This window comes from Nocardia carnea NBRC 14403 (assembly GCF_000308515.1).
GTDB classification, from domain to species: Bacteria; Actinomycetota; Actinomycetes; order Mycobacteriales; family Mycobacteriaceae; genus Nocardia; species Nocardia carnea.
In genome coordinates this window covers 41,709-58,638 of record NZ_BAFV01000015.1, presented here as the reverse complement: position 1 = coordinate 58,638, position 16,930 = coordinate 41,709, and the positions used below count along the sequence as shown (strand labels likewise).

Here is a 16,930-nt window from a genome sequence, read left to right as displayed (position 1 = left end):
ACCAAAGATGGTTCGCCACCGGGTCGGTAGCGAACGGAGGAGGAACGAATGGCATTGCCGCCCGGTGCCGTGATCGGCGGCTACCGAATAGAGCGCATCCTCGGCAGCGGCGGTATGGGCGCAGTGTATCTCGGCCAACACCCGAGCCTCCCACGCCAGGACGCGATCAAAGTCCTCAACGAGGAACTCTCGCGCGATCCGGAGTTCCGCGCGCGATTCGAACGTGAAGGAAGCCTGGCCGCCGGCCTGGACCATCCCAACATCGTCCCGGTATACAACCGCGGCGAGGAGAACGGCCTGCTCTGGATCGCAATGAAATTCGTTCCGGGCACCGATGCTTCGGAAGAGGTCCAGAAGGGCCCTACCGTGATGACCGTCCGCCGAGCCTTGCGGATAATATCCGAGGTAGGCAAGGGTCTCGATTATGCGCACCGTCGACGCCTGCTGCATCGCGACATCAAACCGGCCAACTTCCTTTTGTCGAACTGTCCTGATGACGATGAAGAACGTGTATTGCTCACTGATTTCGGTGTGGCCAAGTCGGTTGAGGACAGACAAGAACTCACCGCCACCGGCAAGTTCATGGCCACAATTGCCTACGCGTCGCCAGAACAGCTTCTAGGTCAGCAGATCGACCACCGTTCGGACATCTACAGTCTCGGTTGCTCATTCTTCAGAATGCTCACCGGCCAGAATCCTTATCCATCGACCGTACCTGCGATGGTAATGATGGGGCACCTGAACGAAACCCCGCCTCGAATCTCTGCCGTTCGCCGTGACCTACCACCTGCCCTCGATCAGGTCTTCGCGAGAGTTCTGGCGAAAAGCCCCGATGATCGCTACAGCAGCTGCAGGGATTTTGTTGCCGATGCCGAGGCTGCGATACTCGGTCGCTCCCAATACGAGACGGCCGGTTACGCTCACGGGATCAGCAATCCGGGTATACCGGCGCCATACACCGGTTCACCTCCGCTATCGGCGACAATGGCCACGCAACGCAACCAGGCCGCGATCACGACTCAGCCAAGGGAGAGTCTCGACAGTTCCAACAGTCCGTATCATTCCGGAAGAGCGGGCAGGCGAAAGATTTGGTTGGTCGGCGCCGCAACAATCGCCACACTCCTCGCAATCGTCGCCGGTGTATATACAGTCTCCGGGAATGATTCCGGCTCGACAGGACAACCCGATCTTGCCCAGGTCAGTTCTGAGCATCCCGAATTCGCCGACATGACAGTTGCCGCGTTCAACTTCGGGAACACACTATTCTCTGCCGCCTTGGATGGCTCACCCCAGGCGAACTTCCTCCGCGATATCGGTTTTCGTTACAGCGGCGAATACTCACCACTCAGAAACGAGAAATCTCCACGCGAACTCTCCCCAACCGGGTTCCGACTTCCGGAACTCATAGACGTGATCATTGTCGGAAGGACCGATAACGGCGCGGGGAACGGTGGCCTCGGCGGACTACCGAACGCATTTCTCAATACGTCCGCGAAAATCGTTGTCGTCGACGATCTTACAACAGTTCAAGCATTCACAGTCTGGACCGAGCAATCACCCGAGATACTTGTCGAAGATCTGGTTCCAGCCATATCGAGTGTAATCTGACCAGGGGGCCTGATTTGTCACTTTTAAACCATCATTCCGTGGCCGTGCCGCTGTGCGTTGCATTGATCACATTGACCGGCTGCGGCGGTGAAACCGAGAGCAGCTCCGAGATCGACCTCTCCGCCCTGCAACCGGGAAATTACCGCACTACGCCGCGAACCCCCGAGGAGGTTCGCACCCCCGAGAATGTCGACATCCAGGAAGCGCTCCGGCTGGGCACCTCGGTGCCTATGATCATGGAGACGAGCCCCAAGCTGGTTTTCAACCGAATCGGCCTGTTACAGAAGATGTTCACACGGCACGACCCACCGGAATCGAAGGACTACGATTTCTCCTCACAAGTCCCCGGGTTCATAGCCGGCTGGGAGACAATCGGCCAGCGGCGCGAAGACAGCATGCTCGGCAGAACGGTAGAACTCACCGTTCTCAGTTTCGCAGAGTCGAGCCAGGCAGCCCATGCGGCCAGGTTCCTTTCAGAAGCCGCGTCTCGGGGGCCGTATCCACCGGTTGGAACCGTCGAAATTCCCGAATACCCCGCCGCGTTCGGTCAACTTGGACAGTACGGCTCGATCACAACCTGGGTCGCCCAGGGAGCCTTCATGGTCAAAGCATGGGTCGGGACAGGCGTCGACATCCCTCCTGATACCGCAGCCCTGACCGAACTCACCAAGGCACTATTCGATACGCAGTTCACGGCCCTTCAGAGCTACAGGCCGACGCCACTCGACCAAATCGATGATCTGCCCGTCGACAAAGACGGGGTCCTGTCCCATGCTCTGGTCGGCGACGAACCAGCCGCAGAAGCGGTAATGAGCCCAGAGGTTGCCCTGAATTTCATCCAGCGCCCAGACCTGACCGGCCGAGCGTTCGAGGATGCTCAGGTCGATCTGGCTGTGCACGGTGCGACCCGAATCTATCGCGCCGGAGATCCTGCTGCAGCAAACCGGCTGAAGGCATACTTCGTAACCCAGACTGAGCCCGAAAGGCAACCGATCGCCGCGCCGCCCGGGCTACCGGACGCCCAATGCACCGAGCATCCCGAGGAGACCAGTTCTCTCACGTGTACCTTCACCATCGATCGATATACGGTGGTGATCGAGGATTCCAACCAGATTCAGGACCTACACCAGCAGGTGGCGGCCCAGTACCTACTTCTCGAACAGGCGACTTGATACGGACCCACAAATTGACTCGGCGGACGCCTGCCCTATAGCTGCAGAACGGCCTGTCCACATCCACTGAGAATGATCCGGGATATTTCCCGTACCACGGAACAGTTTGGATCCCAAGCGAAATCGCTTGGGATCCAAACTATTTCAATTGCCCTTTACGAAGGACCTGATCAAAGCCATTTAGCCGCAAGCTGTGCGTCGGTAGTCGCCATGTCAACTGCACCATCCCGCACGATGCCCGAGAGTTTCTCCATGATTTCCATCAGGCGACCATTGGCATCGTCCCAACGACCCTGCTTAACGAGGTACTCATTCTTAGCCGTACCGCCCCATTCCGCGGCGAGCTGATCGACGTAACCCCTCAAATCGAGATGCGTATCAGACAACCTGTTCTTCGCTGCCAAGAGGTCGTTCGCGAGCATGTCCATCTGCTCTGCGGAATACTGAATCTGGCCACTCATGATGTCTCCTAACCTATGCGAAAATGTCAGATCAAATGTTGAGGCTCGAACCCGAATTCAGGTCACCCGAGGCACCCAGCGCCGCCAGTCGGTCCTGGTTCGCCTGCTCCTGGGCCGAGAACCCTTTGCCGTTCGCGCGGATCTGAACTGCGATCTCGGCAAGCACGTCGTTCAGCTTCCTTGCTTGATCGTCGTAGTCGGCCATAATCCTTTGGAATGCGCCCTGGGCAGCACCTTTCCAGTGCCCCGCGCTACCGGCGACGAGATTACGAATATGGCCGATCTCGCCAGTCAGCTGGCCATTCACGTCCTCAACGTGCTTGGCAGCTGTCTCCATCGCTGCTGAATCATTAATGACCTTGTCTTCAGCCATCGTGCCCTCTCCTCCTCGTTACGAGTTCGGATCCGGACCCCCTGCGTCCGCAAACGGTCCGAACTTGCCTTCATGATGATTGGACGGAGCGCCCGCCCAATCGGTTCCAACGAATTTCGGAAAAAATCCCGGCCGGGTTTCATCGGGTGATGTCCAGCGAGGATGCGAGGTCTTCACAGATAGGTGTAATCGAGTCCTGCCCCCCTGTCTGATATTGGCATCCGATGCTGATCTGGATGCTGTGCTCGACGATAACATGCCAGTCAACGGTGGATCCGCCCTCTGGATGCTCGGAATAGGCCAGTCCGGAGCGGCCGCCGAAGACCACGTCGCGGCGGATCGGAGAGTACAAACCCGCTGCGGCCGTTGTCCTTTTGGCTTCGAGGTCCGCGGCGACCTGTTCGTAGCCGGCGCCGGGGGCCAGCAACTGTTCCTGGATAACCGTGATGCGAGCCTTCAGCCCCTCTGTCGGCTCCAGTACCACGCGGTCGGTCGATGCGGTCGTCGGGTTGGTGACCCGCCAGCCATCGGGAACGGTGAACGCAATGGGCCCTACGGTCATCGAGCCGGAGTCGGGTGCAGGTTCTTGCGAGTCCGCGGGAGCGCTGACGGTCGTCGGGGTGGAGGCGACCGCTTCGGATTCTCCTTCGGTGGACATACCGAGTAGGACTCCACCGGCCACCAGGACCACGAGCGCCATCACCGCTGCGGCGCCGATATAGAGCGGGGTTTTCGAGCGGGGTGGCCTGGTGGCGGCCGCTCGTTCGCGCAGCGGCTGCAGCCATTCGGCGTCGGCGGCGGCCGGCGGGAGGCTGGGCCGCTGGTCGATGGGATCGGTGTTGCGGGCCCGGACCAGGTCGGCGCCGCCGAGAACGAGTAGCTCGGCGCGGCACAGTTCGCCGATCACCTCGGCCACGAGATTGAGGAAATCGGCGTCCGTCCGGCCGACGATGACCACGGAATCGACCTGGCAACCATGGATCAGACGTTCGATCATCGAACGGAAGGAGGTGCGGCCGCGTTCGTCGGCGCTGATCTCGACGGCGGCGAGAAGCGGTTCGTGCTCACAGAATTCGAGCCGCGGGCCGCTGTCGCTCGGCACCACTGTCGATGCGGTGGTCGACAGCGGTCCGAATTCCAGGACCACAGTGCGCACGTCCCGGACCCGCTGCGTGGCGATTACGGCACGCAGCGCCGCCGGCTGCAGTTCCACTTGGCCGGCATGGCGGGTCGCCGCGGAATGCAGGACGGTCAGGCGGTGCGGATCCCATTCGCTGGGGTGCACGACCGTCAGGCCCTCGCAGGGTGAATTGATACGTAGTTGGGTCAGGGTGTGGCCGAAAACGGTGGCCAGCGCGTCCACCGGTTTCGGCATACCAGGGTCGTAGGCGATGCGGTCGGCGGTGATGAGCTGTGCCGGGGACACCGCGATGGACGGCGGGGCCAGCGGCTCGCCGACCACGAGAGTACGACCGTCGCTGCCCGGGACGACCGAGGGCACGAAGTCGGCGTGGGTGTTCGCACTCCATGCCCACAGCCGGGTTTCGGTCAGCGCGATCTCGATGGCGGGCATTACAGGCCCGGCATCCACGAGGTCTGGATGAGCTCGGCGCCGGACCGGCCGGCCAGGGTCCCCCGGCCGGGCGGCATGGCGCTAGGGCGCACATTGCCCATCAAGTTGCCTTCTTCTCGGCTACCGCTCATGACCAGGCCGGGCGTGGCCAGATCCCGCATTCGCGAGATCACCGCTTCGTACATGGCCCGGCCCGCGCCACCGGAACGCCGCGCGATGATCAGGTGCAGGCCGATGTCCTTGGCGTGGGCGAGGTAATCCACGATCTGCGCGATGGGATTACCGCCGGACCCGCTGGCAACGAGGTCGTAGTCGTCGACGACCACATACAGGTCCGGGCCGGACCACCACGAGCGGTCCCGCAGTTCCTGCGGCGTGATGTTCGGCCCGGGCAGACGCGTCTGCAAGAGTCCCGCGAGGTCGCGCATATTGGTTTTCAGTCCCTCGGCGCCGGTCGCGTAGGCGGCCAGACGCTCCTGCGGGAATGCCCCCAGCATCGTGCGCCGGAAATCCACGAGGATCAGCGCGGCGTGGTTCTGCGCATTGGATTCGATGATCCCGCTGACGATATTGCGCAGCAGGGTCGACTTCCCACATTCGGTATCGCCGAAGATGAGGAAGTGCGGATTCTCGTCGAAGTTGAGGAATACCGGGGCCAGCTCGGATTCGTTGATACCGATCGGGATCGCGGCATTGCGCCGGTCCGGCGCACCCTGCCAGGGGCCGATGGCGCGCACGAACTGTTCGCGGTCGAGCTGTTCGGGCAGCATGCGGACCTGAGGGGCCGGCCGGCCCGGAGTCGCCTGCTGTAGCCGGGCGACGGCGTCGGCCACACCGCGGCTGATGTCCTCCGGATCGGACGAACCGTCGACCCGCGGGAGCGCGGTGATCATATGCAGGCTCTCCGGGGTCATACCGCGACCCGGGCGGCCCTGCGGTACCAGCGCGGCGACCTTGCGGCCGAATTCGGAGTCGGCCGGATCGCCGAGGCGTAGTTCGAGGCGGGTGCCGATCTGGTCCTTGAGCTGAGGCCGTGCCTCCATCCAGCGGGACAGGGCGATCACCACGTGCACACCGTAGGAGAGGCCCTGGACGGCGAGGTTCATGATGGCCTGTTCGAGGGGCTCGAAATCCTGGCGGATGGAGCCGTAACCGTCGATCACCAGGAAGGCGTCGCCGAAGGGGTCCTCGTGGGCGCCGGCGGCGGCCTGGCTGGCGGCCGGGTCGCCGGCCCGCAGGCGGCGGAATTCCGACATCGATTCGATACCGAGCTGACGGAATCGCAGTTCGCGGTTGCGCACGATGGTGGTCATCTCCGCGACTGTCCGGCGGACCTTGTCCTGGTCCAGGCGGGCCGCGACCGAACCGACATGGGGCAGGCCCTCGAGGCTGGCGAGGGTGCCGCCACCGAAGTCCAGGCAGTAGAACTGCACCTGTTCGGCGGTGTGGGTCATCGACATCGACATGATCAGCGCACGCAGCATCGTCGATTTACCGGACTGCGGACCGCCGACCACGGCGACGTTGCCGCGGGCGCCGGACAGGTCCACGACCAGCGGGTCACGCCGCTGGTCGTAGGGACGGTCGACGATCCCGATGGGTGCGCGCAGGCTCGCGACGGCGTTGTATTCGCCGGTGAGGATCGAACGCTGGTTGAGTTCGTCGAGCGGCGGGGCGGCGTCCAGCGGCGGCAACCAGATCGCGTGCGCGGGGCGACCGTGCCCGCGGATCCGGGCGGCGATCATGCCCAGGTTGGAGATCTGTTCGCCGTCCTCGACCAGGGGTTCCGGCTCGTCGATCGGTTCCGGAGCCAGTGGAACACGGTCCGCGGCACGGAATTCGACGTGTTTGGCCAGGAACGGCCGCGCGGTGATATCGATTTCACCGGCGCTGGTGGCGACCGAGATATCGCGCTGCGGACCGCCGCCCACATACGGGCCCGAAACATAGGAGGCTTGGAAGCGCTGGATCTCGCCCGAATCGGATTTCAGATAACCGCCGCCGGGGACGCCGGGCAGGTTGTACGCATCGGGAACGCCCAGCACCTGGCGGGATTCGTTGGCGGAGAAGGTTTTCAGGCCGATCCGGTACGACAGATGGGATTCGAGACCTTTGAGTTTGCCTTCTTCCAGCCGCTGAGAGGCGAGCAGCAGGTGCACATGCAGCGAGCGGCCCAGCCGGCCGATCATCACGAACAGTTCCGCGAAATCCGGGTGCTGGGTGAGCAGTTCGGAGAATTCGTCGAGCACCACGAACAGCGCGGGAAGCGGATCCAGGTCGGCGCCGGCGGCACGGGCTTTCTCGTAGTCGGAGACATTGGCGAAGTTACCGGCCTGACGCAGGACTTCCTGCCGGCGGTTCATCTCACCGGCCAGGGCGTCGCGCATACGGTCGACGAGGTCGGCCTCTTCTTCGAGGTTGGTGATAACGGCCGCGACATGTGGGACCTGGTCGAGGCCGAGGAAGGTCGCACCGCCCTTGAAGTCGACCAGGACCAGGTTCAGCTGATCGGGTGAATGGGTGGCGAGCAGGCTCAGCACCAGGGTGCGCAGGAACTCCGATTTACCGGAACCGGTGGCGCCGATGCACAAGCCGTGCGGGCCCATACCGGATTCGGCGGCTTCCTTGATATCGAGAACGACCGGCAGGCCGTCGGCGCCGACACCGAACGGCACCCGCAGGCGTTCCCGGCCGTAGCGGGGACGCCAGGCGCTCTCCGGGTTGAAGGAACCGAGGTCGCCGAGGCCCATGAGCTGAGCCCAGGTGTCGATGGTTTCGCCCTCGGTGACCTCGACATCGCTGCTGCGCTGGGTCGCGGCCCGGTAGGGGGCCAGCCGGCGGGCCACCTGCTGGGCCTGCTCCGGGCTGAGCCGGTCGATCATTGCGAAACGTTCCTGGTTACCGGTGGCACCGCGCCCCAGGCATTCGCCGTTGCGGATGGTCAGGGTGATGCCGCGGGATACGGCGAGCCGCGGGGCGTAGCCGCAGAGGTCGATGACGGTGACGCCTTCGTATCCGGCCTCGCGCAGCTGATCCTCCTCGGCTTCGAGCAGGCCGCCGTCCACCAGGATCACCACGTGCACCATGGCGGAGTTGGTGGGCTGGTTACGGGAGTAGCGGACGCGGTTGGACAGGATCGGTGCCAGACCGGCCATCATTTCGCGGATCGACCCGTAGAACATGCGCTGACTGCCGATACCGTCCTGGGCATCCGGATGCTGGGTATGCGGCAGCCATTTGGTCCATTCCCATTCCGCGCTGGTGTCGGGCCCGCAGACCACCGCGGTGAGCACCTGGTCGGGGCCGTGGAACATGGCCAGCTGGACCATCATCGCGCGCACCATATCGCGGGCCTGGGCGCGGTCGCCGTCGAGCGCGATCGTCGCGAACCCCTTCACCGCGACCGCGGTCGGTAGATCCGGGACGGTGGAATGGGCCCGGACGAAACGCCGCAGTGATACCGCGGCGATCGGTTCGAGTTCCTCCACCGGGCCGGTCTCCGGCGCCACCAGGCGGGTGGCCAGACGCTGGCCACCGATCCCGATGCGCACATGACAGAAGTCCTTGTCGCTGGGGCGGCGTTCCCACATCCGGGAGGTGCCCGCGAGCATCCAGACCAGTCCGGGTTCGGGGTGGCTCCATTCGACCGCGGCCCGCTGTTCGGTGGCGGTTACGTCGACATCTTTGCGGACCTGATCGAGATAACGCAGGTAATCCTTGCGGTCCTCGTTGGCCTCGGCCGCCTTGGCACCCTTGCCGTTGCCCTGACCGGCGAACATGCCGATCATCGAGACCATCATCATCATCGGGAACATCAGCGACATCGGGTTGGACGCGATACCGCCGCCCTGCGTGAACATCAACGCCATCATCCCGACCATGCCGATGATCATCACCACCGGCATGAGCTTCATCAGCAGGTTTCCGGGGGTTACCCGGGGAATCTCGGGGGGCGGTTGCAGTGTCACTTCGCCGCCCGGGGTCCGTGGAACCTCCCGGCGCGCACGCCTCTGAAACCGAACCGTGGTCATCGAGCGAGATCCCCCTTGTGGCAATGCGATGTTCGGGCTCAGTGTAGAGGCAGGCGCGAACATGTCGTACAGTTCGACCTGCATTCTGCTGGCCGCGACGTGGGCACGCAACCCGCGCCGTCTGCTGGGAGAATGTGAAAACGGCAGGGTAGCGAACAAACTTGGGGGAAGCGTGACGCATGCGCGACTCGACCATATGGAGGAAGATTCCTCGCGGGGTATAGTCCGCGCACCGGATCTCACCAGGGTCACCATTCTGGCCAAACACACACAGGTCGATATGGCCATCCCGGTAGATGTGCCCGTGGCCCTGGTCATTCCCAGCGTCGTCGATATGGTCGCCGCGCACAGCCGCACCAATGAGTTCGACAATCAGGGTGAACGGTACGAACCGGCCGACTGGGTGCTGGCGCGGATCGGTCAGCCGCCGCTGTCGAACTCGCTGAGCCTGGGCGATCAGGGTATCCGCGACGGCGAGTTGCTGATGCTGGAGAGCTCTGCGGCCGCTGCGCCCACTCCCCTGTTCGACGACATCATGTACAACGTCGCCGTCGCCGACGCGGAACATTTCCGCGGCTGGAATCCGAAGACCGCGCGGACCACCGGGTCGGTACTGGCCGTTCTCGCCATGCTGGCGGGTTGCACGGGCCTGTTGACCGCGCCCGATGCGATGCCCGGCTGGATCACCGGCGCGATCGCACTGGGCGTGACCGTACTGCTGGTGGCGGCCGCGATGGTCCTGAGCCGGGTCTACGGGGATCCGAAAACCGCACTGGTACTCGGCAGCTGCGCACTGCCGCCGGCGTTCACCGGCGGCATGCTCATCGTCCCGGACCACTACGGCTGGGCGCATCTACTGCTCGGGTCCACGCTGTTCGGGGCCACGGCGATCCTGGCCTGGCGAGTGACCGGTGTCGGGCTCGGGGTGTTCATCGGTGCCGGCACTGTCGCGATCTTCCTGGTGCCCTCGGCTTTGGTCGGCCTGCTCACCGCGCAGCGACTCGAGGCGGTCGGCGCCGTGGTGGCGGCCGTCGGGCTCGGCGCGCTCTCACTGGCCCCGCGTATTTCGATGATGCTGGCGAAACTACCGCTGCCGCCGGTTCCGGCCCCGGGTACCCCGATCGACCCCACCGAGGACGATCCCGACGACCATCGCGCTCTGCCCGCCCTCGACATCCTGCAAGCGAAATCCACGCGGGCGCGCACCTATCTGAACGGGCTTGTCACCGCGACCGCACTGGTCACGGTGGTCGGCGCCCTGGTGGCCACCGATCCCGACTACGGCGGCTTCTACTGGCAGGGCATCGCGCTCGCGCTCGTCTGCGCGGCAGTTCTCATGTTCCGCAGCCGCACCTACGCCGGCGCGGAACAGGCCGTCATCCTGATCGTCGCCGGTGCCGCGATCCTGCTCGTCATGCTCGCAGCCATGGCGTTCGTGGCCGATCTGCCGATGGCGGCGTTCGGGGCCGCGCTGGTGATGGTGATCGCGGCCCTGGTCCTCGGCATCATCGTCCCCAACCAGTCGGCGACACCGCCGATGCGGCGCGCGGCCGAACTGATCGAGTACGGGTTCGTGGCCGCGGTACTGCCGCTCGTGTTCTGGGTGGCCGACTTCTACTCCCTCGTCCGCGGGCTGTGAGCCGGGGGATCCGCACCGCGGCCGTGGCCGCGGTTCTGGGGGTGAGCGCATCGCTGGGGTTCGCGCAACCGATCGCCTACGCCGACCGGCCGCCGGCGGTGGACCCGGGCCAGGTGCCCTCCGGCGATCCGGCGAAACCGAGCGAACCGACCGAACGCAAGAACAACGCCCCCTGCACCAGCACGGTCGCCGGCGGCGAGGGGCCGACCGTGCCGGCCGCACAGGCGGCCCTGGATCTCCCGCACGCGTGGCAATTCTCCAAAGGAGAAGGTCAGCTCGTCGCGGTGATCGATACCGGTGTCGCCCGGCATCCGCGACTGCCGGGCCTACGCCCGGGCGGGGATTTCGTGGCGAACAGCGGTGACGGCACCGAGGACTGCGATGCGCACGGCACCTTGGTGGCCGGCATCATCGCCGCGAGCCAAGTTCCGGGTCAAGGCTTTTCCGGTGTGGCCCCGGCCTCGACCATCCTCGCGATCCGCCAGACGAGTGATAAATATGTGAAGGCTGGCAGTAACGCCACCAAATCCCCCGAGGACCTCTCCAAAGAGGGATACGGCAATGTCGCGACCATGGCGCAGGCCATCCGCCGCGCCGCGGATATGGGCGCCACGGTTATCAACATCTCCGAGGTCGCCTGCAGTTCCAGCCCCATCTCCGACGGATCGCTGGGTGCGGCACTGCACTATGCGGTACACACGAAGAACGCCGTAGTTGTCACCTCTGCGGGTAACACCGACAACGACAACTGCAAGGGCAACACCAACATTCTGGATCCGCTGGACCCCGCCGCGGATCCGTGGAGCAAAACAACCGTCAATGTCACCCCGGCCCGCTATGACGATCTGGTGCTTTCGGTCGGCTCCATCAACGCCGACGGTGCTCCCTCCGAATTCACCGTTCCCGGACCATGGTTGAGTGTCGCCGCACCCGGCGAGAACATCGTCTCACTGGATTCGGTCGGTACCGGGGTCATCAACGGCACCGTCGGCGCCCAAGGCCAGCAGAGCATCAACGGAACAAGCTTCGCCGCGCCCTATGTGTCCGGTGTGGTCGCACTGGTCCGCTCACGTTTCCCGGAGCTTTCCGCGGTGGAAGTGATGAAACGGATCCAGGCCACCGCGCACGCACCGGCCGAGGGCTGGAATCCGTACGTGGGCTACGGCGCGATCGATCCGGTCGCCGCCCTGACCAACGAGGTCACCGACGAACTCCGGCCCAAGGATCCGAATCCGCCGGTGAGCAAACAACTTGCGGTACCCACGCCACCCGACCCGCCGGACCACACGGCCCGCAATGTGGCACTGATCGGCAGCGGAATCATCGGCGGTAGCCTGATCATCGGCTACCTGGCGTCGTTCCCCACGCGGCGACGGTTCGGAGTGGGCGAAGACGACGCCTGACGTCGCTTCCGGCGCGGACAGCCACGACTGCCGGGCCGCCGCCGTGCCGGTTGCTTTCCGGGAAGACGCGGCCGGCGGTAAGTAGAAGTCGTCTCGTCTCGCCCGGTGTGACAACCTGATTCCGCCGGTTCCGCACCCATCGGGCCGGAATCCGGGGGGTGGTTGTCGGATTCGTGCCGGGCCGGTCCCGCTCGGCTGCCCCGGCATGGTGAGTCAACGAGGCAGAACAGACTGTGCAAGCCGGGCCAGGGACGCCTCGGGAGCCGGTTGACCCGGGCCCGGAATTGTCAGGCGTACCGGCCGATCAGCACCTCACCCGGGCCGAATCGTCAACCGACCGACTCGTGGACCGGATCGGCGGCCCGGTCACGCAGCCCGGCCGGAGGCCGAACCGGCCTACTCACCGAAAACGGTTCGGGTAGATGCGGTTCCGGCTCCCGGGATCCTGCGGGGAGCCGGAACGCGGACTATTTCGTGGAAGCGACCGGCTGATCCGCGGGCTCCGGGTCCGGTGCGACACCGTCGTGCGCGACCATCGCCTCTTCTCGGCCCAGGGTCGGCCCTGATGCCAGCAGCCCGACGATCGGCCAAGGTGCGGGTTCGGCCTTGTCCGGCATACCGAGTGCCTTCCCGGCGTCGGCGTTCTTTATCCCGAACCGCACACCGGTGTCGGCGATATAGAAGATGCTGTCCTTACGCCTGCTGTCCGGTTCGATACCGGTGGTCTGGACGTAGGCGCCGGTGCCCGGGGCGATATAGGTGGAGTCGACGTTCTGGCCGGAACCGTCGGCCTGCGCGAGCGGAACCAGTTTGGCGTCGTCCTTCATCGGCAGGCTCACTCCGGTGATCAGCTGCAGCTCGGCGCGGGTGCCGGTGTTCTCCCCTGCCTCCGGGACCGGTTTCCAGGACAGGCAGCTCACCGGCCGATCCATGGCCTCGAGGATGCTCGGTGCCGTCGCCGGGTACGTCTGGACCTGCAGAGCCGAGGAAACCGCGGCGCGGGTGCGCTGGGCCTGATCGATGATGAAATCGCTGGAGGTCTGCGGATTGGCATTGCGGATGATGTCCGCCGTCAGCGGTGAGACCTGCTGCAAGCCGTCGGCGAGCACCACATAGAACTCCTGCGAGGTACCGACCTGCACCACCTCGCCGATCCGGTGATCGCCGATCTCGTAATCGGGTACACCGCCGGGGTCGGCGATCGGCGGGGCGATGAGCGGCAGGACCTCGGGGATCGCGTTGATCAGTCCCTCGCTCACCGGGCGCGGGGTGGCACCGGTGATGTTCAAGGCGTCGGTGACCGGACGATCGTTCATATCGACCCGGGCGCGTTTGTTGTCGTACACCAGGTAGGTGTGCTTCTCCCCCTGCACGAGCAGCGCTTTACCGGGTTCCACGGCCGAGGCCTTCGCGCCCAGTTCCAGACCGCTCGCGAGCACCGAAGTCGTGCGGTCCTGGCTGCCGTCGTTCTTCAGCACGTCACAGATGGTCCACTGCCGGCCTTTGCCTTCGGAGTCGAAGTGGATCGCGCCGGGTGCACCGGGAATACCGATCAGTGGGCCGCGCGCCTTCTTGCCGACCTCCGATTCCTTGACGATCACCGCCTTCGGAGCGTCACCGGCGGCCAGCCGGGCCGAGGCCAGGTTCAGTGCCGGATGCACCACATCGTTGAGCACCACGTACACGGCGCCGGATTCCTTACCGATGAGGAGCTTGTTGTCGCCGACCTTGTCCTGTGGGCGGAGCAGCGCCAGCACACCGCATCCCGCCAGCACCACAATGGCCAGGACCAGGCCCACCACATAGGCACGCACCTGGGAACGCATGGGATCGTGCAGCATTCGCACGTCGCGTCGCACCAGCGCATGCTCCATCCGGCGAACCAGAAAGTTGTAGCCGCTGATCTGCCACCGAGTTGTGGGCTTTGAAGGCATCGTCTTCCCCCGAACTGTGCTCGTGCTCGCGGAACACAGTACAGTTCCCGGGGACGTAGTTCAGCTCGGCCGCCCGATAATCGGCCGACACCGGGTACCTGGGGGACTCTTATGGCCGTGCCAGCCACATCGGGACGCAGGCGCAACCTGCTGTTCGGGCGTATTTCGATGCCGAACCTGCTCATCGCACAGGTACTCGCGCTCGGCGCGGCGACCGTCGTGCTGCTGGCGGGGCTGAGCCCGTGGATCGCCCTGGGAGTCGCGGTGGTCACCGGGTTGATCCCGTTGATCCCGATCGGCCGCCGGGTACTGCTGGATTGGATCGCCACCTGGTGGAACTACCGCGCGCAACGGGAATACCGGATCGGCGACAGCGATGATTTCCGCGGCCCCGACGACCGTTCGCTGGGCCTGTACTGGGACGAGAGCCGGGTTGTCGCCGTCGTCGAGGTACTGCCTCCCCCCGGTGGGCTGACCCGGATCGACCGCACCGCCGTCCACGCGTCACATCTGCTGCCGATGGCCGAACTGGCGACCTGCCTCGCCCAGCACGATATTCTGCTCAGCGGTATCGACATCATCAGCCACGGTCACCGCAGCCGCTCCGGCACACCGGCGGGCGCCATCTACGAATCGCTGCTGGGCCCGCTGCCCGCGACAGCGCATCGCACCGTCTGGCTGGCGATCGGATTCGATATGGTCGACTGCCCCGGCGCCGCGTCCCGGCGGGGCGGTGGCGACGAGGGAGCCGCACGGTCGGTGACCATCGCAACCCAGCGCATCGTGCGCACTCTGGAGGACGCCGGCTGCGCCTCGCGCCTGCTCACCGCATCGGAGATCCGGTCGGCCGTGCGGCAGGTCATTCACGGTGCCGATGCGCGCGATCTCACCCATCGGTGGCGTTACGCCGAACTCGGCAACAGCGTGAACATAGGGGCGGCGATCGACCCGAAACAGCTGGGGTCGGAGATCCTCTCGCAGTTGTGGGTCGCGGAGTCGCGCGGTACCACGGTGGCGGTGCGGTTGCGCCCGGGCACGACCGCGGACACTGTGCATGTGGGGGCGGCCTGGCGGTCGACGCTGCGGGAGATGCCGGAGAAAACGAAATCGAAGGGCATGATGTCGGTGAACGGCCGGCATCGCGACAGCCTGCTCGCACATCTGCCGATCGGTATCCCCGATCTGGAAGATGTGGTGCCCACCGCCGAGTACCCCGTCGAGGTCCTGGACGCGCTCGCGCTGCCGTCGTCGGGCTGCGGTCAGTTGATCGGCTCGGACGACGAGGGTAACGGTGTGGCGCTGCGCATCATCGGTGCCGGTATCTCCGCGGTGTACGTCGCCGGTGAGCTGTACCTGGCCCAGCAGCTGGTCTTCCGTGCGCTGGCCGTCGGCGAGCGGATCCTGGTCCGCACGAACCGGCCGCAGGCCTGGTATCAGCTGATCGAGACGATCGGAAACCCCGAACGCCTGATGCTGGCGATGGAAACCCATCAGTCGGACGCCGGATTCACCGCGACGGTCGTCGACGGTGTGATGGCGCCCGCCCCGCACGCCGGTATCACCACGATCTACGTCACCGGCGACCCGATGGGCTGGCCCGCCACCAAACCGGATCTGTCGATCCAGCAGCCCGGTGCGATCGGCAGCCGGGTGGTGCTGCGCACCGCGACCACCCAGATCCCGCTGAACCTGGTCTCGATTCCCCGCGAGCACACTTATATCGGCGAACCCCGCACCCGCCAGCCGGCGGAACGGCCACGGCCGGCCCCCGCACGCCAGCCACAGCGCCGCTGAGAATCCGGGGCCGCACCGCGACCGAAGAAACCGAAGCCGCACTGCGGCGCCGGGTTTCACCGGCCGAATACGGTGTTCCACAGGTCGGCCACGGCCCGGTTCATCGGAACCACCACCCGCCGATGCACCCAGGCGATCGGGCGCACCACAACCACTTCACCGGCCACCGCCAGTGCGTGCAGCACCGGGCGCAGCGCATAGCGGTAGACGAACACACTCGGCGCAACGACCAGCACACGTACCACCGCGGTGGCGCCCCGCCAGCCGTACTCGGCCAGGCTTGCGAGCAGAATCCAGCACGGCCGCAGTATCCATCGCTGCACCATGCGCAGCGGCCATAGGACACACCACTCCCACAACCACCGGCCGGCGATCGCTATCGCATGCAGCACCGGCCGCAGGAGCCACTGCCAGAACCAATCGCCGGTTGCCGCGATCGCGTACAGCACCGGGCGGAGCACCCACTGCCACACCAGGACCAGCACCGGTCGTATTGCGCGCCGCCAGAGCCATTGCTCTACGGCATACCGCAGTGGGCGCAGCACCCGGTTCAGCACGAACGCACCCAGTGGCGTGAGCACCATTCCCCACAGCACATGCTGTATGGCCCAGCCCCACACCCCGTCCTTCAGGAACAACCACAGCGGCCGCACCAGCCAGAACCAGACGAAACGGCGAACCGGCACCAACACCTTGTCCCGGACGAAGACACCCGCCGCCACGATCGCCCGCCCGCACAGCTTCAGCCCCTCCCAGGCCAGCCGCACCGGAACGAGCAGCACCACCGCGAAGGCCCGCGCCACCCATTCCCCGATCGATACCGGCCGCCGTGGCTCCGGTGGATCTGTCGATTCCATCGAATCCTCCTCCCGGACGCCATCATCGCACTCTTCTCCGACACATCGCGGAGGAAGTCCGGCAGCGCGCACCGGGAATGCGGCA

11 protein-coding genes are annotated in these 16,930 nt (G+C 65.2%); 5 read left to right on the top strand and 6 right to left on the bottom strand.

Annotation, left to right across the window (positions count from 1 at the left end; translation table 11 throughout):
- The first annotated feature begins 48 nt into the window (after nt 1-48).
- Nucleotides 49-1,608 (top strand): serine/threonine-protein kinase, encoded by a 1,560-nt coding sequence (locus ON22_RS35475; RefSeq protein ID WP_081595319.1) that lies wholly within the window; start codon nt 49-51, stop codon nt 1,606-1,608.
- A gap of 38 nt (nt 1,609-1,646) precedes the next feature.
- Entirely contained in the window at nt 1,647-2,780 is a 1,134-nt protein-coding gene (locus tag ON22_RS04310; protein ID WP_043739831.1) for a DUF7373 family lipoprotein, read from the top strand.
- A 170-nt stretch (nt 2,781-2,950) separates the two neighbouring features.
- Here the strand turns inward: ON22_RS04310 and ON22_RS04305 are convergent, their stop codons facing one another.
- The 4 genes from ON22_RS04305 to ON22_RS04290 all read right to left on the bottom strand — a co-directional run bounded on the left by ON22_RS04305 (nt 2,951) and on the right by ON22_RS04290 (nt 9,218).
- A complete protein-coding gene (locus ON22_RS04305; protein WP_033244305.1) occupies nt 2,951-3,241 on the bottom strand; it encodes a WXG100 family type VII secretion target in 291 nt (96 codons plus the stop codon).
- 31 nt (nt 3,242-3,272) lie between these two features.
- The gene (locus tag ON22_RS04300) at nt 3,273-3,614 is read right to left on the bottom strand and encodes a WXG100 family type VII secretion target (protein WP_033244304.1); all 342 of its coding nucleotides are present in this window, start codon (nt 3,612-3,614) and stop codon (nt 3,273-3,275) included.
- Between the two features lie 139 nt (nt 3,615-3,753).
- A complete protein-coding gene (locus ON22_RS04295; RefSeq protein WP_033244303.1) occupies nt 3,754-5,187 on the bottom strand; it encodes a type VII secretion-associated protein in 1,434 nt (477 codons plus the stop codon).
- A complete protein-coding gene (locus tag ON22_RS04290; RefSeq protein ID WP_033244302.1) occupies nt 5,187-9,218 on the bottom strand; it encodes a type VII secretion protein EccC in 4,032 nt (1,343 codons plus the stop codon). Before ON22_RS04290 ends, ON22_RS04295 begins: the two co-directional genes overlap by 1 nt.
- Nucleotides 9,219-9,390: 172 nt before the next feature.
- Between ON22_RS04290 and eccD the strand changes: the two genes are divergently transcribed.
- Together eccD and mycP are read left to right on the top strand one after the other, a co-directional pair.
- Nucleotides 9,391-10,857, top strand: coding sequence for a type VII secretion integral membrane protein EccD (gene eccD / locus ON22_RS04285; RefSeq protein WP_033244301.1), 1,467 nt, complete (start codon nt 9,391-9,393; stop codon nt 10,855-10,857).
- Nucleotides 10,858-10,898: 41 nt separating this feature from the next.
- Nucleotides 10,899-12,260 carry a type VII secretion-associated serine protease mycosin gene (gene mycP / locus ON22_RS04280; RefSeq protein WP_231508573.1) on the top strand — a complete coding sequence of 454 codons (1,362 nt, stop codon included), beginning with the start codon at nt 10,899-10,901 and terminating at the stop codon, nt 12,258-12,260.
- A 467-nt stretch (nt 12,261-12,727) separates the two neighbouring features.
- On the opposite strand, the gene eccB is transcribed toward mycP, so the two are convergent.
- Nucleotides 12,728-14,194 carry a type VII secretion protein EccB gene (gene eccB / locus ON22_RS04275; RefSeq protein ID WP_051157148.1) on the bottom strand — a complete coding sequence of 489 codons (1,467 nt, stop codon included), beginning with the start codon at nt 14,192-14,194 and terminating at the stop codon, nt 12,728-12,730.
- A 111-nt stretch (nt 14,195-14,305) separates the two neighbouring features.
- Here eccB and eccE point away from each other — a divergent pair, with 111 nt between their 5' ends.
- Nucleotides 14,306-15,988, top strand: a complete 1,683-nt coding sequence (eccE, locus tag ON22_RS04270) for a type VII secretion protein EccE (RefSeq protein WP_051157147.1) — start codon at nt 14,306-14,308, stop codon at nt 15,986-15,988.
- A 56-nt stretch (nt 15,989-16,044) separates the two neighbouring features.
- Here the strand turns inward: eccE and ON22_RS04265 are convergent, their stop codons facing one another.
- The gene (locus ON22_RS04265; protein WP_156052299.1) at nt 16,045-16,845 is read right to left on the bottom strand and encodes a hypothetical protein; all 801 of its coding nucleotides are present in this window, start codon (nt 16,843-16,845) and stop codon (nt 16,045-16,047) included.
- Nucleotides 16,846-16,930: the final 85 nt, after the last annotated feature.

What these genes read in the sequence shown, in the direction of transcription:
- ON22_RS04290 (WP_033244302.1), bottom strand. Translation starts at nt 9,218, where the DNA reads ATGACCACGGTTCGGTTTCAGAGGCGTGCGCGCCGGGAGGTTCCACGG.
- ON22_RS04305 (WP_033244305.1), bottom strand. Translation starts at nt 3,241, where the DNA reads ATGAGTGGCCAGATTCAGTATTCCGCAGAGCAGATGGACATGCTCGCG.
- ON22_RS04295 (WP_033244303.1), bottom strand. Translation starts at nt 5,187, where the DNA reads ATGCCCGCCATCGAGATCGCGCTGACCGAAACCCGGCTGTGGGCATGG.
- eccB (WP_051157148.1), bottom strand. Translation starts at nt 14,194, where the DNA reads ATGCCTTCAAAGCCCACAACTCGGTGGCAGATCAGCGGCTACAACTTT.
- eccE (WP_051157147.1), top strand. Translation starts at nt 14,306, where the DNA reads ATGGCCGTGCCAGCCACATCGGGACGCAGGCGCAACCTGCTGTTCGGG.
- ON22_RS04265 (WP_156052299.1), bottom strand. Translation starts at nt 16,845, where the DNA reads ATGGAATCGACAGATCCACCGGAGCCACGGCGGCCGGTATCGATCGGG.
- ON22_RS35475 (WP_081595319.1), top strand. Translation starts at nt 49, where the DNA reads ATGGCATTGCCGCCCGGTGCCGTGATCGGCGGCTACCGAATAGAGCGC.
- ON22_RS04300 (WP_033244304.1), bottom strand. Translation starts at nt 3,614, where the DNA reads ATGGCTGAAGACAAGGTCATTAATGATTCAGCAGCGATGGAGACAGCT.